The 26,489-nt window shown below is 46.4% G+C and carries 23 protein-coding genes; 10 read left to right on the top strand and 13 right to left on the bottom strand.

Annotation, left to right across the window (positions count from 1 at the left end; all coding sequences use genetic code 11):
* Window positions 1–116: 116 nt before the first annotated feature.
* From NWE73_RS07645 to NWE73_RS07635, 3 genes are read right to left on the bottom strand one after another with little or no spacing between them, the layout of a single operon-like run.
* On the bottom strand, window positions 117–866 hold the full coding sequence (locus tag NWE73_RS07645; protein WP_277577711.1) for a slipin family protein: 750 nt from the start codon (window positions 864–866) through the stop codon (window positions 117–119).
* Window positions 867–2,144, bottom strand: coding sequence for an NfeD family protein (locus NWE73_RS07640; RefSeq protein WP_277577710.1), 1,278 nt, complete (start codon window positions 2,142–2,144; stop codon window positions 867–869).
* Entirely contained in the window at window positions 2,141–2,662 is a 522-nt protein-coding gene (locus NWE73_RS07635; protein WP_277577709.1) for a hypothetical protein, read from the bottom strand. Before NWE73_RS07635 ends, NWE73_RS07640 begins: the two co-directional genes overlap by 4 nt.
* Before the next feature lie 144 nt (window positions 2,663–2,806).
* On the opposite strand from NWE73_RS07635, the gene NWE73_RS07630 reads away from it, so the two are divergent.
* Window positions 2,807–3,013, top strand: coding sequence for a hypothetical protein (locus NWE73_RS07630; RefSeq protein ID WP_277577708.1), 207 nt, complete (start codon window positions 2,807–2,809; stop codon window positions 3,011–3,013).
* A gap of 8 nt (window positions 3,014–3,021) precedes the next feature.
* Here the strand turns inward: NWE73_RS07630 and NWE73_RS07625 are convergent, their stop codons facing one another.
* Window positions 3,022–4,275, bottom strand: a complete 1,254-nt coding sequence (locus NWE73_RS07625) for an MFS transporter (RefSeq protein WP_277577707.1) — start codon at window positions 4,273–4,275, stop codon at window positions 3,022–3,024.
* Between the two features lie 35 nt (window positions 4,276–4,310).
* Between NWE73_RS07625 and NWE73_RS07620 the strand changes: the two genes are divergently transcribed.
* Entirely contained in the window at window positions 4,311–4,769 is a 459-nt protein-coding gene (locus tag NWE73_RS07620; protein ID WP_277577706.1) for a choice-of-anchor D domain-containing protein, read from the top strand.
* 14 nt (window positions 4,770–4,783) lie between these two features.
* Here the strand turns inward: NWE73_RS07620 and murJ are convergent, their stop codons facing one another.
* Genes murJ through uvrB form a run of 3 tightly spaced genes read right to left on the bottom strand, consistent with a single transcriptional unit; the run spans window position 4,784 to window position 10,314 of the window.
* On the bottom strand, window positions 4,784–6,349 hold the full coding sequence (gene murJ / locus NWE73_RS07615; protein ID WP_277577705.1) for a murein biosynthesis integral membrane protein MurJ: 1,566 nt from the start codon (window positions 6,347–6,349) through the stop codon (window positions 4,784–4,786).
* Between the two features lie 10 nt (window positions 6,350–6,359).
* Window positions 6,360–8,249 carry an excinuclease ABC subunit UvrC gene (uvrC, locus tag NWE73_RS07610; protein ID WP_277577704.1) on the bottom strand — a complete coding sequence of 630 codons (1,890 nt, stop codon included), beginning with the start codon at window positions 8,247–8,249 and terminating at the stop codon, window positions 6,360–6,362.
* Window positions 8,236–10,314 (bottom strand): excinuclease ABC subunit UvrB, encoded by a 2,079-nt coding sequence (gene uvrB, locus NWE73_RS07605; protein ID WP_407652944.1) that lies wholly within the window; start codon window positions 10,312–10,314, stop codon window positions 8,236–8,238. Before uvrB ends, uvrC begins: the two co-directional genes overlap by 14 nt.
* A 131-nt stretch (window positions 10,315–10,445) precedes the next feature.
* Between uvrB and NWE73_RS07600 the strand changes: the two genes are divergently transcribed.
* Window positions 10,446–12,764, top strand: coding sequence for a penicillin acylase family protein (locus tag NWE73_RS07600; RefSeq protein WP_277577702.1), 2,319 nt, complete (start codon window positions 10,446–10,448; stop codon window positions 12,762–12,764).
* Between the two features lie 77 nt (window positions 12,765–12,841).
* Here the strand turns inward: NWE73_RS07600 and cysS are convergent, their stop codons facing one another.
* The 6 genes from cysS to recG form a co-directional block, all read right to left on the bottom strand.
* Window positions 12,842–14,293 (bottom strand): cysteine--tRNA ligase, encoded by a 1,452-nt coding sequence (gene cysS / locus NWE73_RS07595; RefSeq protein WP_277577701.1) that lies wholly within the window; start codon window positions 14,291–14,293, stop codon window positions 12,842–12,844.
* A gap of 27 nt (window positions 14,294–14,320) precedes the next feature.
* Window positions 14,321–15,802, bottom strand: coding sequence for a glutamate--tRNA ligase (gene gltX / locus NWE73_RS07590; protein ID WP_277577700.1), 1,482 nt, complete (start codon window positions 15,800–15,802; stop codon window positions 14,321–14,323).
* 133 nt (window positions 15,803–15,935) lie between these two features.
* Complete coding sequence (locus tag NWE73_RS07585) at window positions 15,936–16,430, bottom strand: CarD family transcriptional regulator (RefSeq protein ID WP_277577699.1); 495 nt, start codon at window positions 16,428–16,430, stop codon at window positions 15,936–15,938.
* Window positions 16,431–16,646: 216 nt separating this feature from the next.
* A complete protein-coding gene (locus tag NWE73_RS07580; RefSeq protein WP_277577698.1) occupies window positions 16,647–18,812 on the bottom strand; it encodes a S8 family serine peptidase in 2,166 nt (721 codons plus the stop codon).
* 66 nt (window positions 18,813–18,878) lie between these two features.
* Window positions 18,879–19,295, bottom strand: coding sequence for a hypothetical protein (locus NWE73_RS07575; protein ID WP_277577697.1), 417 nt, complete (start codon window positions 19,293–19,295; stop codon window positions 18,879–18,881).
* Window positions 19,296–19,459: 164 nt separating this feature from the next.
* Entirely contained in the window at window positions 19,460–21,547 is a 2,088-nt protein-coding gene (gene recG / locus NWE73_RS07570) for an ATP-dependent DNA helicase RecG (protein WP_277577696.1), read from the bottom strand.
* A gap of 35 nt (window positions 21,548–21,582) precedes the next feature.
* Here recG and NWE73_RS07565 point away from each other — a divergent pair, with 35 nt between their 5' ends.
* The 7 genes from NWE73_RS07565 to NWE73_RS07535 all read left to right on the top strand — a co-directional run bounded on the left by NWE73_RS07565 (window position 21,583) and on the right by NWE73_RS07535 (window position 26,476).
* Window positions 21,583–22,551, top strand: coding sequence for an HD-GYP domain-containing protein (locus NWE73_RS07565; RefSeq protein WP_277577695.1), 969 nt, complete (start codon window positions 21,583–21,585; stop codon window positions 22,549–22,551).
* Window position 22,552: 1 nt separating this feature from the next.
* Window positions 22,553–22,930, top strand: coding sequence for a hypothetical protein (locus tag NWE73_RS07560; protein WP_277577694.1), 378 nt, complete (start codon window positions 22,553–22,555; stop codon window positions 22,928–22,930).
* A 51-nt stretch (window positions 22,931–22,981) separates the two neighbouring features.
* On the top strand, window positions 22,982–23,674 hold the full coding sequence (locus tag NWE73_RS07555) for a rhomboid family intramembrane serine protease (RefSeq protein WP_277577693.1): 693 nt from the start codon (window positions 22,982–22,984) through the stop codon (window positions 23,672–23,674).
* A 172-nt stretch (window positions 23,675–23,846) separates the two neighbouring features.
* Window positions 23,847–24,248 carry a hypothetical protein gene (locus NWE73_RS07550; RefSeq protein WP_277577692.1) on the top strand — a complete coding sequence of 134 codons (402 nt, stop codon included), beginning with the start codon at window positions 23,847–23,849 and terminating at the stop codon, window positions 24,246–24,248.
* 142 nt (window positions 24,249–24,390) lie between these two features.
* Complete coding sequence (locus NWE73_RS07545; RefSeq protein WP_277577691.1) at window positions 24,391–25,185, top strand: DUF4423 domain-containing protein; 795 nt, start codon at window positions 24,391–24,393, stop codon at window positions 25,183–25,185.
* A gap of 143 nt (window positions 25,186–25,328) precedes the next feature.
* A complete protein-coding gene (locus NWE73_RS07540; protein ID WP_277577690.1) occupies window positions 25,329–26,006 on the top strand; it encodes a hypothetical protein in 678 nt (225 codons plus the stop codon).
* On the top strand, window positions 26,003–26,476 hold the full coding sequence (locus tag NWE73_RS07535; protein ID WP_277577689.1) for a DUF3465 domain-containing protein: 474 nt from the start codon (window positions 26,003–26,005) through the stop codon (window positions 26,474–26,476). The genes NWE73_RS07540 and NWE73_RS07535 overlap by 4 nt, the downstream gene beginning before the upstream one ends.
* The last annotated feature ends 13 nt before the right edge of the window (window positions 26,477–26,489 follow it).

Genomic DNA, 26,489 nt, shown 5'->3' with positions numbered 1-26,489 from the left:
CGTAGAGTTTGCATTGCACAAAAAAACAAAAGGGCAAAGCTTCTTGCTTTGCCCGGCTCTCTTTGAGAGAGCGCTGCGCTCTCTCATTAGACTAAGAATTTGAGGTTGATGAAAGTCTAGTTTTTGTTTTCCAACTGCATGAACGGTTTTAGCAAATCCATTGGCAACGGGAACAAGATCGTATTCGACTTATCTCCTGCGATTTCAGTCAGGGTTTGCATATAGGCCAATTGTAATGCTGATGGCGACCCCGCCAATGTGTTTGACGCCTTGGCCAATCTTTCAGCACGCTGCACCTCACCCTCCGCACTGATGACTTTCGCACGACGCTCACGCTCTGCTTCCGCTTCACGAGCCATCGCTCTTTGCATCTCTTTTGGTAAGTCGATCTGTTTTACTTCCACCATTGAGACTTTTACGCCCCAAGCTTCCGTGTGCTTATCAAGAATCTCTTGAAGAGCCCCATTGATCATATCGCGGTGAACGAGGATATCATCCAAAGGATATTGCCCCATCACGGAACGCAAAGTGGTCTGCGAAAGCTGGCTTGTTGCAAAGTAATAGTCTTCAATTTTCGTGATCGCCTCAAGAGGCGAAACCACTTTAAAATAAACCACGGCATTCACTTGCATGCTGACATTGTCTTTTGTGATGACGTCTTGTGGAGGAACGTCCATCGCCAAAGTACGTGTGTCGATTTTGATCATTCGTTCGATGAAAGGAATTAAAAGAATCAAGCCCGGCCCACGTACACCCACGGCTCTGCCCAGTCTTAAAACCACACCACGTTCCCAATCATTCAGAATCTTCACCATGGATGAGATGATGATCCCACCAACTACAACTAATGCTATTAAGAACTCCATTTACGTACTCCTTTTATTTTTTTTCTTAACATTCAAGGTCAGCCCCTGTCGGGCCGTGACATGGACGAGATCATTCACTTCAAGGGAGTCTTCAGAGACAAACTTCCAGATCTCACCCATGATTTGAATCTGGCCGCCATGACCGTTTTGCTCAACAGAGACAACACGGCCTTCATTTCTCTGAAGATCATCGTCCCAATCTTTGCGCTTTAATCTCACGGTGCTCAAAGCCAAATACCCAATTCCCAAGAAGAAGGCCCCTAAGACTAAAACTACAGTGATAATTAATGATAACGGCAATTGATATCCTGCCGCCGGATCAAACAAAAACAAACTTCCCATAAAGACTGCCACCAAACCACCTACACCCAGAATTCCAAAACTTGGCAGGAACAATTCAGCAACCAAGAAGGCAATACCCAAGATGATCAACACCAGTCCGCCCCACATCACATCGAGCTTATGGAAAGCGACCATCGACAGAATCAATCCCAATCCACCAATCACCCCCGGAGCAATCAAACCAGGATGAGTGATTTCGACATACAACAAGCCCAAACTTCCCATAAACAGCAAGTAGGCAAATTCAGGGTCGGCAACAAAACTAAGAACTCGGTAACGAAGATCCGGAGTGAACTCCTGAAGGTCGCCGACTTGAACTTCGATTTCCTTGGCTTCCCCCAGCAAGACTTTTTTGCCTTGGGATTTATCCAGGAACTCGGTTTCGTTCGTTGCCAAAATATCCAAGGCGCCAATTTTTTGAGCCTCTTCACTGCTTAAAGCCTTTGCCTCTGTCACAATCTCTTTTGAAAACTTCTGACTACGACCGCGCAGTTTGGTAATGCCCTCCAACCAGCTCACGGTGTCGTTGATCATCTTATTTCTAAGATCATCGGGCATCTTTTCACCGGTACCCAAAATAGGAGTGGCCGCGCCCACATTGGTGGCGTTCAATCCACCGTTGACGTGGCAAGCTTGAAGAATGATTGCTCCGGCGCTGCCAGCATGTCCTCCGCTTGGCGTGATCAAGCAAAGATATGGCACGGAGGACGCAAGCATCTTTTCAACAATCATGCGCGTACTCTGCAGGCTTCCACCTGGAGTGTTCATTCGCACTAAAATGGAATCACATTTGCTATCAAGGGCGTGTTTCTCTGCGCGCTCAAGATAATCGAAGGTCGAAGCGGATATCGCCTCATTGATTGTCACCGCCAAGGTGCATGCTGCCGAAGCTTTTACTCCCAGTAGCAAAATAAGTACTGAGATTAAAAACTTCATACGTTGAGCTCCTTCATGACTTTTTGCAGATCATTCCACACAACTTTTTTAGCCCCCGCATCTTCTATCAAATAAGCGGGACTGTATGTTTCAATCCATTTTCCCGGGCCTTTAAAGATCAGCTCGCCAATATCTTTCGGAAACGAGCTAAAGACCACAACCACTTTGCTTTCACAGATTTTTGCAAGTTCTGAAGGAAGCTGTGAACGATCTTCGACGGTGCAATCAAGTTCTAGCACTTGAAGATTCACCAGTTTCATTGCGGCCTTCATCTTGCCAAACAACTCTTTGGTCTCTGGAAGAAAGATGCTTTCTTTAGCTTGAGTCAGAATATTGAGAAAGATCAATTCATAGTGCTGAATATCAGTGGGTGTCTGTAAAGTTGCCCCTGCGGGAGCAAATGAACCTTGCTCAGTAAAAAACTGAGCTTTAACGGCTGATGATGTTGACGGATCCTTCGCGATCATGACCTTTTGCAGGCCTAAAACCTCTTCCAGATACTGAATATAGTCCTTCATGCCGGGAAGTTTACTCCCGCCCCAGACCTTAGACTATCAAAACCGTCAACTTTGGCGCTTGGCGAAATCGACTGAATGACCTCAGATTTGTCTCAAGCTGGGACAAATCTAACCGATAAGTAAGATATCAACGGGGAGGATCCTATGGAAGTCTTCAAATTCAATATCATTTCAACAGAGGAATTCATCAAAAGAGAGAGCTTTAAAAATGCTGTCAACAATTGTGAACTCTGCTGCGCCCCGGTTGAATTCAGCTATCGCCAAGACACTGAGTGCTCTGTCCTACAGGAAGAAGCCAAGTGCCCTGCTTGCGCAAAAGAAAGAGATCTTGCCCATCACCGTGTTCACTAGGTCTTTGCCTAAGCTTTTGCCCGCATAAACTTATAGAATCCGACAAGTGACAAGCCAACCGCTGCCACCAGAAGAGCCTTCGAACTTGAACTGAATCTTGCGAAGGTTCCCCAACTGACGGCACCGAAGGCCATCCCCGCATAAAATACTGCCAGAAAAACTCCGAGCATCGTCGCCTTGAGATGCGACTTCCCAGTGAGTTGCCTTGAACTCATGTTCATTAGAGTCGCAAGAATCAACCAACCAATTCCGGCAAAGAACATCGCTTCACACATAAAAATAAAACTCGGCGCCACTGCCATCAAAAACAAACCCACGGCATAAACGACGTAAGCCCCAGCCAAGGAAAGATCGGTTTTGTTGGGCCGCATGATTTTATCCGAATAGACTGCACTGAAACAGGCCCCCAATCCTAGGAAGCCTAAAAGAGATCCGTATTGCAAACTGCTTAATCCCAACTCAACTCTTCCGCGTGTGGGATACAAAGCCCAGAGTGAGCTTGCAAAGAAGGTTACAATGAAAATCTCAACCCACAACTTCATGTTGTGAAATGAAAATAAAAACTTCCATTCTTCCTGGGTCCACACGACTTCCTTTTTCTCTTCAATTGATTCCTTCACCGGCCAACGCCAGAAAAACAGAATCAATCCCAAGAAGGAAAGACTGTTTACAAAGAAAGCCACTTCCGGTCCGAATCCACTCAGGATTCCTCCGCCAACGGTAGGCCCCAGAACCCGGGTGATATTAATCCCCATATAATAAACCAGCACGGCCTGCGCCTGACTGTCCGTGGGTACAAGATCTGTTAACACCGATTGAAAAGCCGGATTGGTCAAAGCAAAACCAATCCCCATCACCAAGGAAAGAAACAGCAAGGAAGACTCTGTCACTTGTCCACGCCACACCAAAAAGGCCAAGACGGCGGCTGACAAAAACATTCCTGATTGCGCTGCCAATAAAATTCGACGTCGATGTCCTTGATCAGCCACAAACCCTGCAGGGATGCTCAAAAACACAACTGGCAAACTGCTGGTAAAAGAAAGCAAAGAAATCACCAAAGGTGAAGTCGATAGATGTGTCATCACCCAACTTGCCGCCACATCTTGAATCCAAGTACCCAGATTTGACAAAAAAGCACAGATCCAAAAAGCACGGTAAACAGGAATTTTCAGAGGAGACCAGATAGATTCTTTCATGACAAGAAGAGCATACAATGGAATTTCTTTGCGACCAATTGCTTCTTCAACAAAAATTATTCTCAACCAATAAACTCACTCATCGCTCAAAGGAGACGCTTATGAAAACTTGGCTAATGGCCCTGACCGGCTCACTGATTTCTTGTTTTGTTTCCGTTTCAAGCATCGCTGCGGAGACCCAACCTACGGAATCGCAACTGACCATCACAGTTGCCAATTCCGTCGAAAATGTTCAAACACTCGGCAACTCCGACCATCATGGCGGCAATCAGTATTATAACTACAACTTTGGAATCACCAGAGTAAATACCAGTCAATATGCTCGTTTCACGTTGCGCAGCACTGGCAACCAACCTTTGCTGATCGACTCTGTTCGTCTTTATGGATCAGCGTTCTACGGCAATAGCAACTGCCCACGGGTATTAAATCCCGGCCGCACCTGTGATGCATGGATCGAATTTAGACCCTGGTATGAGGGAAGCTACAGCGGCCAGCTGGTCTTCGCAACCAGCGCCGGCAACTTTATCGTAAGACTTTATGGTTGGGGCAACCGCTACTAAAATAGCTACTAAAGTTAGCGCAATCGTCTGAGGATTTTTTGCAAGAAACTATGGGCTTGTTCAACCTTGAGTAAATACCCAAGCGTAAAATAGAGCAGCCCATAGATCACAACTGCAATCGATGCTTTTACAATCACATGCATTGGCGTGGTTAAAACAAAATGTGCAAGCAAAGCAGGAATGCCTGCGCTCACAATGGCAATACTCCACACTTTTGCCTGATACTTCAAAGACAATCCTGTTTTACCAATTTTTTTATTCAAAGCTTTTCTAAGGAAATAGAATTCAATCCACCCTGCGAGCCCCGCCGAAGCCGTCAATCCTGGCGTGCCCCATGAAGCCTCAAGCCCCAAAGCCTTCGGAAGATAGAAACCAAACACCCCCCCCAGAAAGGTCGTGAAGATCACGCGAATAATCGCAAACTGCAAGGGCGTGCGAGTGTCTTTCAGGGAATAGAAAGTCGACGAATACAAGCGCCCTAAGGTGGAAGCCAACAAACCCACCGTCGATCCGATAAGGACGAACCAAACTGCTTTGGTGCTGTTTGCATCAAACTGTCCCGTTTGAAAAACCGCTCCTACAATCAGATCACCTAAAAACAAGAAGGCCACAACCGATGGAATAATGAAGAAGGCGATCTGTTCAAGACCGCGATTCAAGCGTTGCTTCAAGTACTCGCGAATTTCTTCTTCACTGCCCGTCGCTTGGGACATGGTCGGAAGTTCCGCTGCAGAAACACTCATTCCAAAAAGGCTGACTGGAAGCAAGTACAAAGTCTGGGCATATGCCAATGAAGACACTGCTCCTGTTGGCAATAGACTGGCCAACATATTGTCGATGTAAGCACTCACTTGAACCACGCCACGAGAGACAACCACTGGAACGAAGTTACGAATAATGGTTCTCACGCTCGTCAAATTCAAATCCAACGAAGGATACACTTTCTTACCCAATCGCAAGGCCGACGGAAGCTGCACAAAGAACTGCAAAAAGCTTCCTGCGACAAGCCCCCAGGAAACTGTGACGGCGAGATCAAACTGTTCAGGCTGTTTGGCTCCCCAGATTACCAGTGTCGCAATGATGGTTAAATTCCAAATAACCGGAGCAACGTACGAAAGGAAAAACTTTTTATGGGAATTTAAAATCCCCAAACACCAAGCTGACATAACCAAAAAGCCTGTGCCTGGAAAAAGAACCTGAACGATCTTAATGGTTAGTTCCCGCTTCGCACCGACAAATCCTGGCGCAATAAGATCAATCAAGAATGGCGTCGCAAAAACACCAGAAATCACCAACAAGGAAGTCATTAGAAACAGCAAACTACCGATAACTGAAGCCACCTTGGCAGCTTCTTCATCATGCTTCTTGGCCAACAATTGTGCATAGACGGGAATAAAACTGGCTGACAAAACCCCTTCACCAAAAAGATTTTGCAGAAAATTTGGAATCTTCAGGGCGGCTTTAAATGCATCCCCGGCATCTGAGTTCCCGAAGTAGTGAGCAAACACCCGCTCACGCACCAAGCCTGCAATACGGCTAAAAAAAATACCTATTCCCACTAACAGTGCGTGATTCTTCATGTCAGGCTTCTCATTCTGCTTCTATCTCTTCTTCCTCGGAATCATTGAGCTGAAGAATAATGCGTTCAGCAAGGACTCTGTTGAAGCCCTTCAATTTCGCAATATCTGCTGGTTCAGCCATTCTGATTTCATCAATAGAGTTGTACTGAGTCAAAAGAACTTTCTTTCTTTTTTCACCCAAGCCGACAACGTAATCCAACTCACTCTCTAATGATGTCCCTTCGCGGAGCTTGCGATGGTAGGTAATCGCAAAACGATGGGCTTCGTCGCGAATGCCCGATAAGATATACAAAGCCTCGGCGTTATTTTTAAAGATCACCGGGTTTTGACGACCTGGCAGGAAGAATCGCTCGTCGGTTGATTCCACTTCTGCCTTTTGGAAGTCGCTTTCCGTTCTTGCCTTCGCCAAGCCAACCACAGGGATGTCTTTGCGACCAATTTCCTCGAGGATCTTCATGGCCTGAGATAACTGCCCTTTACCACCGTCAATCACAATCAATTGCGGATCTTCATACTCGGTGTGCTTAAAGCGTCTTGATAGAACTTCGTACATAGAGGCAAAGTCATTGATACCTTCCACGGTTCTGATTTTATAACGACGATAGTGTTCCTTTGCGGGAACCCCTTCCTCAAACACCACTTGCGAAGCGACTGTTTCCGCTCCTTGGAAAGTAGAAATATCGTAACACTCAATGCGACGGGGAATTTCCGGCAAAGACAACTTCTCTTTGATCTCCTCCAGACCACGCATTTTCTCTTCTGATTTAGAAACGTATTTCAGGAAGTGAGCTTTGGCGTTTTCATTGGCCATTTCCACCAAGTTGCGCCCGCGCTCATCGGTGGCAAAGCGTACCGCCACCTTATTGTCAGAGCGCTCTTTCAAAACCTCTTCCATCAATTTAGACAAATCCGAACCGATATCCACCGGAAGCAATACATCATCGGGAATAAAGTTGTCTTCATAGTATTGATTCAGGAAGTCCACCATCCACTCCCGTGCATCCTCTGTGGGATCATTGGGATCAAAATGCGGCAGATAGTGAGGACGCGTCCCGATCACTCGCCCAGCCCGAACGTGGACAGTCTCAATCAAACACCCCCGCTCATCGCCAAAGAAACCCACGGCATCTTGGTCTTTCTCTGTGGTGTCATTGATCACGGCTTGTTTTTGCAAAATAGATTTTATGGCCTCGATGGAGTCACGCAGGCGCGCGGCCACCTCGAACTTTTCTTCTTCAGCAGCGCCCATCATCTTTTCTTTCATGGTTTTTAAAACCTTGCGGTTCTGCCCCTTTAGGAAAAGCTTCGCGCCCTCGACTTCCCCGCGATATTCATCTTGGGTCACATATTTCACACAAGGCGCCGTACATCGACCGATTTGATAAGTCATGCACGGTCGTGTGCGAGTCTTAAACATGGGATCGGTGCAATCACGAATCTTGAAGGTTCTATTTAGAAACTTGATTGTCCCCTGCACCGCAAAGCCTGAGGTGTAAGGACCAAAATAAAGAGATCCGTCTTTCTTAACTTTTCGAGCCAGATACAACCGAGGGAAATCATCCCCCCAACTAAAGCGAATATAGGGATAGGACTTATCATCGCGCAGTCGAATATTGTATTTCGGGCGGTGTTTTTTAATCAATGAAGCTTCCAGCAGGAAGGCTTCCACCTCGGTTTTAGTTAAAATATATTCAACTTCAAGGATATGAGAGACCAACAAACGGGTCTTCGGAGAATGGTCTTTACTGTCTGTAAAATAACTGCGTACACGATTGCGCAGATTCTTTGCCTTACCAATGTAAATGATTTTATCCGCGGGCCCCTTCATGAGGTACACCCCACTCTGAGTGGGGAATTCTTTTACCTTGTCGCGGACTTCTTCAAATTTACTTGAGGCCATTCTTCACAACCTCTGCACTTTCGCTTTCAATCTCACCGTTTCGAATATTCAACTCGATGATTTGCAAGCGTTTCACCTCGTCGCGAACCTTAGCGGCTTCTTCAAACTCCAAATCGGCAGAAAGTTTCTTCATCTTATCGCGAAGTTTTGCGATCTCTTCTTGAAGCTTATCTGGTTGGTGCGAGTACTTATTAAAGATCGCAGTCGTGCGATTTTCCCCAGCCAAAGGAGTCGCCGCCAAACTGCCATCGAAAGTCTCGCCAAGGCCGTCCTTGATTTTCTTTCTAATAGTTTGCGGAGTTATGCCGTGGGCTTCGTTGTATTCTTGTTGAATACGACGACGACGATCGGTCTCGCCCATTGCCTTGCGCATGCTGTCTGTAATGGTGTCGCCATAAAGAATGACCCGGCCATTGATATTACGAGCCGCGCGGCCAATTGTTTGAATCAAGGAACGCTCGGAACGCAGGAAGCCTTCTTTATCGGCATCGGTGATACCGACCAAGCTTACTTCTGGAATATCCAAACCTTCGCGCAGCAAGTTGATTCCGACCAGAACATCGAACACACCCAAACGCAAGTCTCTCAAAATCTCGGTTCTTTCCAATGTGTCGATATCGCTATGCAGATACTTCACTTTGATGCCCAGATTTTCATAGTACTCAGTCAAATCTTCAGAGGAACGCTTCGTCAAAGTCGTGATCAACACACGCTCTTTGTTCTTAATGCGTTCACGAATTTCCTTAAGCAAGTCATCAACCTGATGCTTCACGGGACGCACTTCAACAACAGGATCAATCAAACCTGTTGGTCGAATGATCTGCTCAACAATGATCCCTTCAGATTTTTCCAGTTCATAATTTCCAGGGGTCGCAGAAACATACACGACCTTATCCGTCATTTTTTCAAACTCTTGGAAATTCAAGGGGCGATTATCCAAAGCCGAAGGCAAACGGAAACCATGCTCTACCAATGTTGATTTTCTGGCGCGGTCCCCACGATACATCCCCCCGATTTGCGGGACGGTCACATGGGACTCATCGATAAAGGTGATGAAGTCTTTCGGAAAGTACTCAAGCAAAGTAGGTGGTGGTTCGCCGGGTCCTCGACCTGTAAGATGGCGCGAATAATTTTCGATCCCCTGACAGAAGCCCATTTGCTCCATCATTTCAATATCAAAATAGGTTCTTTGCTCTAAACGTTGAGCTTCGAGGAATTTCAATTCTTTATTGAAAGTCTGCAGACGCTCGCGCAACTCATCTTGAATCGTGCCGATGGCCTTCTTAATATTGTCGTCACCCGTCGCATAGTGGCTTCCTGGATAGATCCCGATCTGATCGATCTCCTCCAAGACCTGCCCTGTCAATGGATCAATCCACGACAAGCGCTCCACGAAATCTCCAAAGAACTCAACGCGAACGGCTCTAGAGTCTTCATATGGAGGAAAGATTTCAACATTATCGCCGCGCACCCGAACAGTTCCACGAGAGAAGTCGACGTTATTACGCTGATACTGCACACGAATCAATTCTCGCAGCAAGTGATCCCGCTTCATTTCTGTATTGGCTACAATTTGAATCATCATGCCTTCGTAGGCTTCTGGCGATCCTAAACCGTAAATACAAGAAACCGAACTGACGATGATCACATCACGACGATCAAACAAAGAACGAGTGGCCGAGTGGCGCATGCGATCGATCTGCTCATTGATCGCAGAGTCCTTTTCGATAAAAGTATCTGTCGAAGGAATATAAGCTTCTGGCTGGTAGTAGTCATAATAGCTGACGAAATACTCAACAGCATTATTAGGAAACAACTCTTTGAATTCTGCATAGAGCTGCGCCGCCAGGGTTTTATTCGGAGCAAGAACAATCGCAGGTTGATTCATTTGCGCAATGGTATGCGCCATACTGAAAGTCTTTCCCGATCCGGTCACTCCCAGCAAAGTTTGATGCTTCAAACCCAATTTAAAATTACCCACCAACTGCTCGATGGCCTTTGGCTGATCCCCGGAAGGTTTAAAGTCCGACACTAATTGAAAGTTCTTTTTATAGGCTTTGCTCATCCTTTTAAGCATAGCAAAAAGCATAGTTTCCCTCTAGGGAATTAACGGACGCAGCCCCTGCAACTTTGTGCGGAGTGACATTCATCCTCGCACAGGTTGATTCCTAGACCTGCCTTTGTGAGAGTAAGAACATGATAAAAAAACTTAAAAAGATACTTGTTACCACCCTCTCAATTCTTTTTATTCTCTCCATTGCAGTCTTTTTCTTTTTAAGAAGATCCCTGGCTCCACTCGATGGAACTATGTACGTCAAAAACCTCTCCGGCCCCATCCGCGTCCTTCGCGATGAATACGGAATTCCTCACATCTATGCTCAATCCAAAACAGACGCTCTGCGCGCCCTCGGATATGTCATGGCCAGCGAAAGACTCTTTCAAATGGAAATGTCGCGCCGTATGACTCAGGGAACACTTTCGGAAGTTGTTGGCGATGTCGCTTTGAAAAGCGACAAACTTTATCGCAGCCTGGGCCTTCGCCACACCATGGAAGAAATGCTTGCGAACAAAATGAAGTCTGGGGAGTTCGACGAAAAAATGTTCGCCGAGATGGAAGCCTACTGTGATGGCATCAATCAGTATCAATCAACCCATCCGCTCCCTTATGGCATGACTCTTTTGCGTATCAAACCTCGCCCTTTTACGCCAATTGATGCCTACATTATGACAGGGCATATGGCCTATAGCTTTGGTGTCGCACTGAAAAACGATATCCTTATGACCTCTTTGGCAAAAAACCTCACGCCAGGACTGTTTCAAGATCTTCGCAATGACAAACTACAAACTCCCTTGAAATTTGCAGATGCTAAAACAGAGGCCTTGAGAATCTTAGAGCCAATGATGATCGCTACGGAAAATCATTTTTCTCCGTACTTTGATGGCAGCAACTCTTGGTTGATAGGTCCACAACGATCTCAATCCGGAAAAAGCATCCTGGCCAACGATCCTCACATTGGATTTTCTCATCCCGCTGTTTGGTTTGAGGCCCATATTCACACGCCTACTTTTGAGCTTTATGGCCACTATTTGCCGATGGTTCCGTTTGCAGTTTTAGGTCACTCTCGCCATCACGCCTGGGGCTTTACAATGTCACAAACCGACGATATGGATTTGTACCGCGAGAAAGTGGACCATGAAAAGAAGATGGTGATGTTCAACAAGCAATGGCAACCCTATCGCGCGCGATCGGAAACAATTCTTGTTAAAGACAAGCCAGCCACATCTTTCCAAGTCATAGAAACTCCCCACGGCCCCTTGATGGACGAAGTCCTCGAGGAAAAGAATATTGCATTGAAGTGGGCTTTCCATACCAAAGGAAACGATCCTATCACGGCTCTCTATAAGATGGGCGAAGCCAAAACCATGAAGGATTTTGAAGAGGCCTTAAAACCTGTCTCTGCTCCTGGCTTGAATGTGATGTACGCAGACCCTCGAAATATTGCCTGGTGGAGTGTTGGTGACTACGCTGTTAAAAACAATCCCAACTCAGACCTGATCCTTGAAGGCAGCTCGGGCGATGATGAATACCAAAGACTTTTCACTTGGGACGAAAAACCTCATCTGGTGAATCCCCCATCGGGAATCATTGTTACCGCCAACTCCCGCCCCACAGCCGCCCCCGCAGAAATGCGTGGCGATTGGCAAGCCGATGATCGCTACCAGACAATTATAGGAGCACTCTCAGAGAAAGATCTTTGGAAGTCTGACGATTTTAAAGAGCTGCAAACCTTAAACTACAATTCAAACACGCCCGTTATTCTTGAAAAGCTCTTGAAGCAATTGAGTCTGAACCCGGCAGAGCAAACGAAATATGGCGCATTACTTGAGAAACTAAGAAAGTGGGATCTTCATTCGGAATTAAACTCTTCTGAAGCAAGCCTCTACCATCAATGGAATGCAGAAAATATGACCCTCCTACTGAGTGGTCTGAATGAAAAAGAGCGCGAGGCCTATTTGAACACCACCCACGCCTGGGTGTTCTACAAACGCGTTCTAAAAGACGAAAACTCCGAATGGTGGCAAAGAAAATCACAAAAAAATCTGATCACCGAGGGCTTCAAAAAGGCCGTCACAAAATGGACTACCCTGCCCACCTGGGGAGAGATTCATACGATTGAATATGTTCATCCGCTAGGACGAAGCTTTCCTCTAAATCTGATTTTCAATTTAGGCCCTTATCCTATTCCGGGCGCCTACAATGAGATCAACAACAACAAACAAAGAAATCTCGGGGCCGACTTCAAAGTCCTGGCCGGAGCCTCTACACGCAGAATCGTCGATTTCGCAAAACCACAAACCAGTTGGGGCATCAACCCCATCGGCATCTCAGAACACATCCTCTCGCCTTTCTACAAAGACGAAGTCCACATGTTCATCAAAGGCGAATACCGCCCCCAACTCATGGACCTGCAAGACATCCAAAAGAATCAATCCCACGACCTGATCCTCCGATAAAGAAAGAGCCATGGAATCCACGGCTCTTTCTTTAAATTTCATAATGCATCGAGCCTCAAAAAGGTACGGCGTACCTTTTATTTCGCGACTTCCCAGAAGGAGCCTTCTGTGGTGTCGCTGACTGCTATACCCATGTCGTTGAGTTTTTTGCGGAGTTCGTCGGATTTGGCGAAGTCTTTGGTTAAACGGGCTTGGGTGCGTTCGTTGACGATAGAATCCACTAGATTTCTTTCGATGTTCATTTTTTTGAGTAATAAATCATCTAGCTTAATGAGGAAGTCATGGGCAGGTTCTTGGAACATGCTCATGAGGGCGCCGAATTTATGGACGAAGTTAATGAACGCCACGGCTTTGCCCTGGATCGCCGGATTGGTTTTCATTCCGCGACGAACTTGTGAATTGAACTGGCGAACCACTTCAAACAAAGTAGCGAAGGCTTCAGGGGTTCCGAAGTCGTCGTTTAAAGCAGCTTCGATTTTTACCCAAGCGTCGTCAGTTATTTTTTGGAAAGCTTGGTCTGCCATTTTAACCTCTCCGGTCAAATAGCTTTCCGCCAATGACATTGCAGAGTAAACGCGAGCCAAACCAGACACTGCGCGATCAATCGCGGCATCACTGAAGTCACTCATCGTGCGATAGTGCACTGACAGGATCATCCACTTGTAAAGCTCCGCGCTGTTTGTCTCCAAGAACTCACGCATGGTCACAATATTACCCAAAGACTTCGACATCTTTTGGCCGCCGAAGTTCAGCATATTGTTGTGCATCCAATACTTCACAAAGTGTTTGCCTGTGCAGCCTTCACTTTGTGCGATTTCATTCTCATGATGTGGGAAAATCAAATCCATTCCACCACCGTGGATATCAATTTGATCACCATAGATTTTTTGAATCATTGCCGAGCACTCAATATGCCAACCCGGACGCCCCGGCCCCCACGGAGAAGGCCATGAGATTTCCCCTGGCTTCGCCGCTTTCCAAAGCGCAAAATCCAATGGATTGCGTTTCTTTTCATCGACATCCACACGAGCCCCAGCTTGCAGCTCATCCGTTTGACGACCGCTCAATTTTCCGTAGTCTTTAAACGATTCAATCGAATACAAAACATCGCCTTGCGTTTCGTAAGCTTTGCCATTTTTCACCAGGGTTTGCACCATCTCGGTGATTTCATCCATCGACTCAGTCACCTTCGGATTGAAGTCGTGAGGACGCAGTCCCAAGGAAGCAAAATCTTTTTTGTATTCGGCGATATACTGCTCTGCCAAGGCCCCCGGTTCCATATTCATTTCATGGGCCCGGTTGATGATCTTATCATCGACGTCTGTGAAATTCAGAGCATAAGAGACTTTGTACCCCAGATACTCAAGCCAGTTGCGCACAAGATTGAAAACCACCACGCCGCGGAAGTTCCCCACGTGCAGATAGTTATAAACGGTCGGTCCGCACACGTACATTTTCACGTGCTTTGGATCCAAAGGCACAAATTCTTCAAGTTGTTTTGACTGCGAGTTGTGAATCTTAAGTGCCATGAATTTCTCCCAAAAATAAACCAGCTACTATGCTTTCGCCAGAGCCTCTTCAGCTCTTGCAATCAATGAAGACTTCTTGATCAATGGAACAAGAATTTTTAACTCTGTTCCGTGAGGCTTCCCGATGACAGCCACGCGAATCGGCATGAAAAGATTTTTACCTTTTGCACCGGTTGCGTTCTTCACCTCATCTTGAATCTTCAAGAACTCAGCTTCAGTCATGTAATCCGAAGGATGAGCCTTCACAAGGTCACGCCAAGCAGTCAAAACCGCTTTTGTTGGCTCCCACTTCAAAGTCTCTTCAGACTCTGGCAAAACCACATAAGACTTATCATTAAGTGGCTTATACAATTCAATAGCATCCACCAATGTTTCCATCGATGTTTTGAAAACTGCCACGGATTGCTCCTGCCAAGCTGGATCTTGAGGAAGCTCCATTTTTTCACGCGCCAAGAATGGTTGAATCGCATTCCAAAGATCTTTGTTAGACAAGGCTCTCAGATGTTGCGCATTCATCCACTTGAATTTCACACGGTCAAAGATCGCCCCTGCAGAATTCAAGCGAGAGATATCAAAAGCCTGAATCATTTCATCCACCGTCAGAATCTCTTTACCTTCTGGATGTGACCAACCAAGAAGGGCGATGAAATTCAAAACCGCTGACGGCAAATAGCCTTCGTCTTTCAACTGACCACAAGCCACAGCGCCCTTACGTTTAGAAAGCTTTTGACGATCTTCATCCAGGATCAAAGCCATATGACCGAACTCAGGAGCCTGCCATCCCATCGCTTCGTAAATCATCAATTGACGAAGGGTGTTTGGCAGATGTTCTTCCGCACGGAAAACATGGGTGATCTTCATCAAGTGATCATCCACCACGCAGCAGAAGTTATAAACCGGCATACCGCCAGAACGAAGAATAACGAAATCACCCACCATATCAGAAGGGAACTTCACTTCGCCACGAACATGGTCCGTGAAGATATAGTCTTTTTTAAGATGACGAGTTTTAAAACGAACAACCGCTTTTTCACCGGCCGCCAGTTTTTCTTTGGCTTGCTCCAAAGTCCAATCTTGGTATGGGGAAGTGATTTGCGGAGGACGTCCCGCCTTGATGGCAGCTTCACGTTGCGCTTCAATTTCCGCATCCGTTAAAAAGCAGTAGTAAGCTTTGCCTTCGTTCAAAAACTTTTCAGCAATTTCTTTGTAGATCGCCTGGCGTTCACTTTGTCGATAAGGACCATTGGGTCCCACATCCTTCAAAGTCACAGGGTCAACACCCTCATCCCAAAGAAGGTTCAACCACACCATATCATCAACCACACCACGCAAAGATTCCTGCGTAGAACGAGCCTCATCTGTGTCTTCAATACGAAGAATGAATTCGCCTTTATTTTTTTTAGCGTAAAGATAATTGTACAAGGCAGTTCTTGCGCCACCTACGTGAAGGTATCCGGTAGGAGAAGGGGCAAAACGAACACGAACATGCGGAGAAATTTGCGAAGTCATTAGGTACTCCAAAAATGAAAAAGGCCTGGTGATTAGCCAAGCCTTAACATTATTAGATTTTTTTGAGGGAGTCTACTACGTCGCAGTCTTTTAGACTGACTAGCCGTTCTAGGCTGCCACTTCAAGTACAGCCTTAGGCTGTCACTCCGAAAATCGCCTTCACTTCTTCTTCCATAAACAGCTCTTCTTGGCTTGTTGCCAAAGTGAGCTCTTTCAAAAGAAGACTGCGCGCAGAATCAAGCATCTTGCGCTCGCCAAAAGACAACTCTTTATCGGCTTTCAACAAGAAAAGGTCGCGCAAAACTTCAGCAATTTCAAAGACGGAACCCGTCTTGATCTTCTCCATGTACTCGCGATAACGGCGATTCCATGTTTGATTATCAATTTTGATGTCTTTTTCCTTAAGAATGCCTACAACTCGGGCAGCTTCAGTCTTAGAGATAATAGGGCGAAGACCCGCAGACTTTACGTTTGTAGTCGGGATCATGATCTTAAGACCCGTATCTACCAACTGCATGTTATAAAATGTCGTTTTTGTACCGAGCATTTCCTTCGTTTCAATAGCCACAACTTTAACTACGCCGTAGCCGGGATAAACTGCATTATCACCGATATTAAACGCCTGCATCCGTGAACCTCCCCTAGATACCTAGAGTTTTGACAGAGATGTAAATCGTCGACCGATTTACCAGAGACCGAACCTTGAATGTTGTATCAAATTTGACACGAGTTATCAAACTAGAGCACCGCTCCAGGAATATTTTTCAGAGAGTATTTCAGTATTAATGATCCATCAGCACGAAGTCCTAATGCAGCAATGATTTCAGACTCTTAACGAATAGCACTAGTGTCTAAAGATTGTATAGATCAACGCGAAAGCCTGTCCTCCGCGCGGGGCTTGAGGAACCCGGTGGCCCTTAATTGTCAGCTGGTAAGTTCCGGGCAGAAGGCCTGAAACCTCGATCTTTTCTAGATTATTGACGTGGTCTTCGGAGCGCAAAACTCTTCCATCAGGAAAAGTGAGCTCCAAGTCCAAATCATTCACCAGTGCCACAGCTGCGTTGACCGAACCGGGCGCATCCGTCCACACCAAGTTGGCGTAAAGAGATCGCGAGCACGCACTGGTATTCGCACACTCTTCAAGAGTGAATGAGTAAGAGACTGCCTGATCTTGAGCAACACCCTCACGGTTATCAATGACCTTGGTATCTTCGGCGCTCCACTGAACTAAATTTTCCATGTTCACGCGCCCGTAACCCTCGTCAGAGTTTGGTCGCAAAGTCAGAAGCTCCTGTCCCTGTGCTTCCCCCACCAAGCCAAATTGCCCTGGGAAAAGATCTTCCGCCGAGTGAATTAATGTGGCCTTCACCAAAGCAGCGGAAGGAGACTCTACTCCCCACTTTTCAACCAGAATTTGTCTTGCGACCCCCGCAGCACCAGCAGCCAGAGGAGCCGCCATCGAAGTACCGCCTGACCAGGTGTAATCTTTATTGAAAAAGCCCCAAAGGCTTGAAGCTCCACCTTGATGAGACTTGGTGCCTAAGATATTTGTTCCCGGCGCCACGACATCCGGCTTGATACGCCCATCTTTTGTGGGACCACGAGATGAAAAAGGAGCCAATCCTGTTTCGGTGTCTGACATACCTGAGGAGAACAAAGGCTCTGAAGGCCACAGTGCCTGCCCATCCCGAAGTTTGCCAATCGCCCCTTGGACGCCACCTTGAGAGATTCGGTTTTTTGAAGCCCCCACCGTCAGACAGTTCTTTGCCGTCCCCGGAGTTCCCAAAGACATCGCATCAATGCGCCCGTCTTTGTTCAAATCCGCGCCACTGTTTCCGGCGGCAAAAACCACCAACAAATCCGGATTATTAAACACCCACTCATCCACTTGAACGGCGGAGTCATCATAGGCCCCGGGATCTTTGTTAGAACCCCAGGAATTGGAATGAACGCGCGCGCCTGCCTGAAAGGCATGATCGAACAAAACTGACAATCGTGAGGGCACGGTCATATTCCTCACAAGGGGCGACCACATACTGCCCACAACCAACTCTGCCTCATGGGCACCACCCAGAAGTTGACCTCGAGAAGCAGTTCCTCGGCCGACCATCAAACCGGCGACATGAGTTCCATGCCCCATTGGATCCGCCCAAGATGTTGAACGAAGTCCAAAAGCAAAACCACTGGAAACAGCCCCAGAAAGATCGGGAACTAAATTTGCGAGATCTCCGGAATCAACTCCCGTATCGGCCATGGCCAAAACCTGATTGCGGCCGGCATAACCTTGAGCCCAGGCCGCTTCAAATTTCATAATTTTGGTTCCGGATTCATAACCAGTGAGATTCGCGTACTCATCAATTCCCAGACTTACTGAATCTGTCGGATTGAAATCAAAGAGCTTCATCTCAGGCACCGGCGCCACGTGCTCAACCCCGGGCAATTCCGCGATCTGCGGAATAAAACCCTTCGAAGTCACCAGCATTAAATGCTTTTCGCTAATATCTTGAAAGATTACTTGAGGATTTAGGATCTGAATGGCTTGCGCTATTTTTTGAATTTCGTTGGCATCAAAGATTCGCACAACAAGATCAGCGAGCTCGTCCTTATTGAAAACACTTAAAGCTGAAAGTTGAGAACTTACTTTAAATCTTGCCTCGTACTTTAAGATCGTGCGAACCGCAGAATGAGAGGCTTTAAACTTCAGCAACTGCGGGAAAGTGCCGCGCACAACCAAAGCATCATCAGGAAGATAACCAAAAACTTTGAACTGGTGATTTAAAGCCACTCTATCGGCAGGTCGGATCGGACGCGTATATTGAACAATGTATTCGCGAACCGTTGAGTCCAAATTAGCGCTCAAATCAACAGATGCGTCCATCATTGTTGAGGAATTCAAAGTATTGATTGTTGTGAAATTTAACTTCAAGGACGTGCCGGCCTCGGCACAAGATAGGAAGGCGAAAAATACGATTACAAAAGTCAGAAATCTGCGATTGAATCCATGACCCATGACGCCCCTCCCTATAGAGGTTTAGATCATAGGCCATAGTTTCTATCAACGACTTCTATCAATGACTTAGAGTTGATGCGCCATGACAGCAAGCGACAAATTGCCGGCTGTGCGACCCTTCGCACCTACGCCGAATTCAGCCTCTTGGTTTTCAGGAGCAAAAACTTGAGCACGCTCTGAAGCTTTCTTCACACCGCGCACACGCTTCGTGACTGTCACATCCATGAAGATGCCGTCGCGGCGATTGACCTGAGATTTTTTCGCAAAAACTTCCACCAAAGTTTCGCTTTGACCGTCATCAGAAATCTCACTCACGAAAGATTTTTTACCTGATTTTGCCACTGTATTGATGGCAATCGGAGATTGGCCTTTAAGACCCACGCGCATATTAACTTGATAGGAAGGAACAGCCGCAAAGGCCTGGCTAGATACTATAGAAGATAAGACTGCTGCCGCAACAACGCTGAAGAAACTCTTTTTCATTTTGAACACATCCTTGTGAACTTCTAAAAGGATGACAAAAAAAAGAAACACCTACAAGCACAATCTAAAGATTTATTTTTGGACTCTATGAAGGTTCTTGGAAAATTTCTTCACAGAACTTCTCCTAAAAAGACTTTCGATGACAGTTAACAGTTAGCGAAAACTCAGGCGATGCCAGCTAAAGCAGCGGGGCCATGCTCGCGAAGAAGCTCTTCTTTCAAACCCTTGTGATCAGCGAATGCCAACTTCGGATCTTTCCTCAACACCTCAAACGCCGCTTCCCTCGCGCTTTGCAAGAGCTGCATATCGCGCACTAAATTTGCGAGTTTAAATCCAGCCAAGCCGGATTGACGAGTCCCCATAAACTCACCCGGGCCGCGCATTTCTAAATCGAATTCGGCGATCTTAAAGCCATCTGATGTTTTCTCCATCATTTCAGTGCGTTGCTTGCCTTCTTCAGACACAGCATAGCCCATGATTAAGATGCAGAAACTCTTGTGTTCACCCCGGCCAACACGTCCACGCAACTGATGCAACTGCGACAATCCGAACCGTTCGGCATGTTCAATGATCATGATATTGGCATTCGGCACATCGACGCCGACCTCAATAACTGTTGTCGAGACCAGAACCTGAATCTCCTGGCGGCGGAATTTTTCCATCACTTGTTCTTTTTCGTCGGGCTTCATCTTCCCGTGAAGAAGACCAAAAGTGACTTTCGGGAATTGAGCCTGCAGCTTTTCAAATTCAGAAACCGCATTTTTGAGATCAATCTTTTCGCTTTCCGCAACCAAAGGATAAACGAAGTAGGCTTGGCGGCCCTTTTGTAATTGCTCGAGCATAAACTGCAAAGCTTGCGGTCGCTTGCTGTCATAGATGGCGCGAGTTTGAATCGGACTTCTTCCTGCTGGCATCTCATCAATGATTGAAACATCCAGATCGCCATATACAGTCATGGCCAAAGTTCTTGGAATGGGCGTTGCCGTCATCACCAGGAAATGAGGCGACTTGCCTTTGTTCTTTAAAACCCCGCGTTGCTCAACTCCGAAGCGATGCTGTTCGTCGATAATGACCAGCCCCAGATTGGCAAACTGCACTTCATCCTCAATCAAGGCATGAGTACCAATGATCAAATCAATTTCGCCAGCGGCAAGATCTGCTAGAATTTGCTTTCTCTCGGCCGCTTTTGTTTTTCCCACCAACATTGCAAGACGAATCCCCAAAGGTTCTAGGACCTTTTTGGCATTCTTAAAGTGCTGTTCCGCGAGAATCTCGGTGGGCGCCATCAGACAGGATTGAAAGCTACTTTCAGCGACATAAATAGCCGCCATAAAGCTCACCAAAGTCTTTCCGCTTCCCACATCCCCTTGAACCAAACGATGCATGGGATGACCTTTTTCAAGATCGGCCTTAATCTCAGCAAAAACTCTTTTTTGCGCGCCGGTCATTTCAAAAGGCAAAGACTTTTCCAAGGCCTGAAGCTTCTCTCCACTATTCTCAATCTTTGCCGCGACACCTTTTTGAAATCCGGCTTTTCGAGAGGCCAAGAACAACTCCAACCAGAAGAACTCTTCAAAAATGATTCGTCTTTGTGAAGCGTTTCTAAATTCAGTATATTCCGCTGCTTTTGCCGGATCGGGATAATGCATCTCTTTGAGGGCATCTTTGCGTGGCTTCAGATTGTATTTCTCAAGCATCCATTTCGGTAAAGCTTCAGGTGGCCACTCTTCGATCTGTGCGAAGGCGTGCCTTACCAGCTTCATGATTTTTGAAGTCGCCAGACCCTCGATCTCTGTGTAGAGCGGGATCAAAGCATCTTGAGTTTCCTCATCGGGCTCAATGTCACGAATATCGGGATGATGAAATTCCAATCGACCACGATATTCAATCACCTTGCCGACCACTCGGACTTCGGTAAAAGGCTTGAAACGCTCGAAATAGCCCTTATAAGGAACGCGGAAATATTTGCAGTGAATTTGTCCCGAAGCGTCTCTCAAAACCACGTCATACATTTTGCGAGTCGAGCGCCCCATATTGACACTGTGAACGGCAGCAACAGTCGCTTTCATACTTACAATATCATTCACTTTGAGACTTGCGATGTTGCGAGCAGCCCTTTGATCTTCATAAGCTCTAGGATAGAACTCAAAGAGGTCCCGCAAGGTTTTCAAACCTTTGCGATTAAAGAGGTCACCCAGCTTGGGACCGACTCCTTTGAGGTACATTATTTGAGTATCTAGACGAAGGGCCATACTTAGGCAGTATTGCGGATTTTATTTCTAAGTCAATGTATTCATGGCAGAATTTCCCTATGGAGTCCGCCAACTATTTTAGAATACGCCTCACGACAATTCGTCCCGACAAAGTGACGAGTTTCGATATTTTTATCCTTGTGGATAACAAGTACATTCTCTATTTGCGCGCTGGGGATAAACTCTCGGACGGAAAAATTGAGCGACTTCACTCCCGCGATACGGGGGATTCTTTCTTCGTGCGTGACGAAGACAAACAAGCTTATCGTGACTGGGTTCGTGAAGAGATGAATTCTTCCCTGATTGATCCTTTTTCGAAAGCTGCAATTTTGCGTGAATCTTCCGTGGCCTTGATGGAAGACCTTTTCGAAAATCCAGATGTGAATACTGCGTTGGATGAATCACGTCCGATCATCAAGGACTTTATTGATTTGATGGAAAACGCTCCTGAAGCCATGGGCTTTATGATTTCACTGTCAGGTCATGACTTCTACACTTACAATCACTCTTTGGATGTCAGCATTTACTCTTTAGGTCTTGGCAAAGCGCTCGGATATGACCCGACGACTTTGGAAGAACTGGGTGTCGGTGCGCTTTTCCACGACATCGGCAAACGCAATGTCAGCCTGGATATTCTTTGTAAAAAAGGCGGACTGAGTGATGCCGAGTGGGAGCAAATGAAAATGCATCCTCAGTACGGCTTGGTTATTTTGAACAATCACCCCAATATCAGCGATGCCATCAAAGCAGCTTGTTTTGAGCATCATGAATCATGGGCCGGCAATGGCTACCCTCAGCAAATTGTTGGCGATGAGATTCACCCTTTTGCACGCATTGTCGCGATCACAGACACTTACGATGCAATGACCACTCAGCGTTCTTACAATGTTCCAATGAAACCCCTGGACGCTGTCGCTATGATGAAAGAAAAACTCGCGGGTCGCTATGATCCCGACATGTTAAAAGCAATGTACTCAGTTCTGTTTAAGATAAAGGCCGCATAGAATGAAAAATGTTTTGCACACATTGTTGCTCATCGCCGTCATCCCACTCATCGCTCTCGCCCTTGAACCCACCAATCCCCAAGGATTTTGTGATCGCTTCTTAGGCGAAAAAGACGTCGTCAAATGCAAAGAGCGCACGCAAAAAGAAGAAGTGGATTGGTACGCAGCCACTGTGTGCAATTTACAGAAAGAGGATTCGGCGTTCTGGTCGTGCTGGGATAGCATCAAGGGACAAAGCTTCAACCCTGCTTCTTTGGATCATTGTGGTGAAGATAAAGATCTGACAGATGCGCAAAGACAAGAATGCATCGTCTCCGCTCGTGCCGGTCGCGAACCAGCTTCATCTGCGACTTTCCAAGCTCTAAAGATCACCAAGTAGTCCATCTTGACAGTTTAAATACTGTACACATCTTCTGGGCGGAGGTCTCTCATGGAGCCATCTGCCCCCGAAGAAACAGTCACCCGCCCCCCACTTATATGGCATCGGGTTGTACAAACCTGGCTCACCCGCAAACCCTCCCCTCACGCGGGCTTTATTGCCGCTATTAGCACCTTCATTTTGGTTCTGGGCAGCATTGTTTATCAGCAAGATTTCTTTCAGGCACACACCTGGATGGATGCATCCCGAATCAAAGTATTTGAACATCATCAGTGGTGGCGTTTATGGACAACCCTTTTTGCTCACGCTGATTTAGGCCACTTGATTTCAAATTCCATTTTATTTTTTATTCTGGGTTATTTCCTTACGGGATACTTCGGAGCTCTGCTTTTTCCGCTCGCAGCCTTTGCCTTCGGAGGTATCACCAATTTCTTTGTCTTATTGAACTCTCCTCCTGACATTTCTTTGATTGGAGTTTCTGGCGTGGTGTATTGGATGGGAGGAGCCTGGCTCGCTCTGTATTTCGCTCTGGATAAACGCAAAACCTATCTGCAAAGAAGTCTTCGTATTGGTGGCGTGGCCTTGGGGGTCTTTATGCCTGCCACTGCCTTTGATCCTACCATCAGCTATGGAGCCCACCTCATTGGCTTCCTCACAGGACTTCTTTATGGAGTTCTCTATTATTTAAGACATCGCTCCACTTTCGAGGCAGCTCTTATCAGCGAAACCATCACCGACGAATAAAATAGACGAGTAAAGCCGTCGAATACTTTGTCATCTTCGTGTTCGCGAAACACAAAAACATTTATTCAATGCCTCCCATCAGTTTTACCAGTCCTTCGTAGCGATTCAAAAAAAGTCTTCCTATTCTCCAGCCTGCGTAATTCACGCAACAACTATACAAGGAGGATTTTTTATGAAGACTATACTTGCCGCTTTCATCGCGACCGTGGCCATGTCATTTTCAACGGCTGCCCTGGCTCACGACAACTGCTCTTACGAGACGCCCCAACCGCTTTCTGAAATGTTCCCGCAAACAGGTCCCATCAGTGAAGAAATGAAAATGCAACGTCAGTACGACTCAGAATGTGAATGTCCAACAGGATGGGATCAACGAGTCAGATACTGCTGGGGTGGCAACGGCTTCTATAAATGCGGTTACATCTGCAGCAAATATGAAAACCCAGGCAGTGGCGGCAATCATGGTGGACATGATCATGCTGGAAATGGCGGGCAAACCGGTGGGAATGGCAACGGCGCGGGTGGCAACGGTAATGGCGCAGGCGGAGCCAACGGCAATAGCGGCGGTCATCACTAAATGACATTTCCCCGGATTCTTTCCACTAAGGATTCGGGGAATTTCTTTGTTTGCGAGAAGCTCAGAAACAGTGTTTACGTAATTACTCCTTCGCAACTTGATATAAATTTTCATTCTTCAATAATGCCTTCGCGGAGGCCTTGTGGACAGCGAACTCCTTACATTTGAAAAAACCTTGAAAACAATTTTTTTGGAGCGACAAAGACGCAGCCGAAGATACTCATTACGAGCATTTTCCCGTGACCTGAATTGCTCTGCGGGAAAGATTTCCGCAGTCCTTAGCGGCAAAACAGCGGTGGGCTCACGCCTGCTTAAAAAACTGATGAATTCTTCAAGACTTTCCGAATCAGAAAGAAAACTATTGCAGACCGCAACCAGAGGACATCGGCACATTCCCTTACCTGAAAATGATTACAGCAAAGTCCTTGATTCATCAAATTTGAAACATCTTTTTCGCTGGGAAACCCACGCCATTTTGAGTTTGCTAAAAAATCAAAATGCAAAAGCAGACCCTCTCTGGGTCGCAAATCGCCTCTGCATCCCTGTCACGACTGCGAAAGAATCCTTGGAAGAATTGTGTGCCTGTGGTGTGATTCATATACAAGATGACCAGCATGTTATCTTAGCCGCAAATCTAGCTAGTGCTGTCCCCTCCCCACAACCGTCACTGGCTGCGAAGAGCTACCAAGAACTTCTGGAGCAAACACTCCCATACATCTGGGACCTCCCTCGGGAGGTTTCGGCCCTAGGAACCCTTACCTTTGCCATTGATCGCGCCAAAATTCCGCAAGTTAAACAACTTATGAAACGTTTGATGGGTAAGATCTCATCAATTAGCGAAGACAGCCCCAGCAATGAAGTCTTTAATCTGAGTATCATTCTACAACCTCTCACCGCAGTGCAGACTCCTGACTGTCAAAAACTTAAACGGCCCTGAACTTTTTAGCTTTCAATAGGTTTTTTACAGGACAAAATCACCTATTCTGATACAACAACGGAATGAAAAATCCTGCCAAAATCCTTATTTTTCTCCTCTCAACCTCCCTGACGATATTCTCTTTAGGCGGATGCAGTTTCGCAATGGAAGAAGCAGGTCTCTTCAAGGGTTCCAACTCGGGTCTGCCTGAGCTGGGTACTTTGGCTTACGCAAATCAAGAAATTACCTTTGATGTTTTGAAATCGACAGCCATGAGAACCTGCATGGAATGCCATACGACAGGTCGAAACGCGATGGGCACACCCGCAGAGGCACTGGCTTTAAGTGGAAAGATCTTAAGCGAAATCAGCAGCAATGCCATGCCACCAAAATCAAGCGGATACAAAACCTTGACGGATTGTGAAAAGCAAATCGTTGAAACATGGCTTGAAGATCAGGCGAAATCTCGCAAAAGTGTAAAAATCAAAGATCTTCCCAAGTGTCAGGGCGCAGTCGCTCCGCCAAAAGAAGAAAAGCCTGATATTTCAAAACTTGAAGTCACTTTTGCAAACCTGCAAAAGTATATCATCGCTCCAAAATGCTTGAGCTGCCACGCTCATGACGTTGAAGATGTGGAAACAGTTTTAGATTCAGTTCAAGGCATGCATGATGCCGGTGTTCTTGCCGAGACGGCAGAGGAAAGTAAGATCTATCAAATCGTCTTACCGACAGCGAAGCGTCAGATGCCTCCGCTCAAATCTGGATTGCCAAGATTGACCGTCGACGAACAGGTTTTTTTGAAAACTTGGATCGATAAGGGCGCCAAGGAAGACACCCTTTGAGAAATTCTATTTTTCTTCTGATTTTACTTCTTAGCTCTCAAGCAGTTTTAGCTTCTGAGCACATCCCTGCTTGTAAAAATAAAAACACCGTTATTTCGTATAACAATGAGCAGGTGCTGGGTTGGAAATTTAGCGAAAAAAGTAAATTCCTGTCGCGCGCCTTCATTAAAGGCAGCATCGTGGGGATTATTGAAAATCGCCAAGGTCACATTCACTTTGAGGTGGATTTCGACAAAGACCTGACAACCAACAACGATCGCGTCGAAGTCATTTATAACGTCGAATTTGGCGAGCTTCCTGATTTTCGAGTCGGTGACGAACTTATTGCCTGCGGAGATTTTATCGTCGACTCCTGGTCACCACTGGGAGCAGTTGTGCATTGGCTGCACAGCAATCCCAACGCAAATAAAAACAAACATGAAGATGGCTTTTTAGTTATTAATGGCCAAGTCACGGGTCTTAAGAAGTAATTTGTGCTTCGGC

The sequence above is a fragment of the Bdellovibrio svalbardensis genome (assembly GCF_029531655.1).
GTDB classification, from domain to species: Bacteria; Bdellovibrionota; Bdellovibrionia; order Bdellovibrionales; family Bdellovibrionaceae; genus Bdellovibrio; species Bdellovibrio svalbardensis.
The sequence above is the reverse complement of the archived record's forward strand: the minus strand, read 5'-3'. Positions and strand labels throughout refer to the sequence as shown.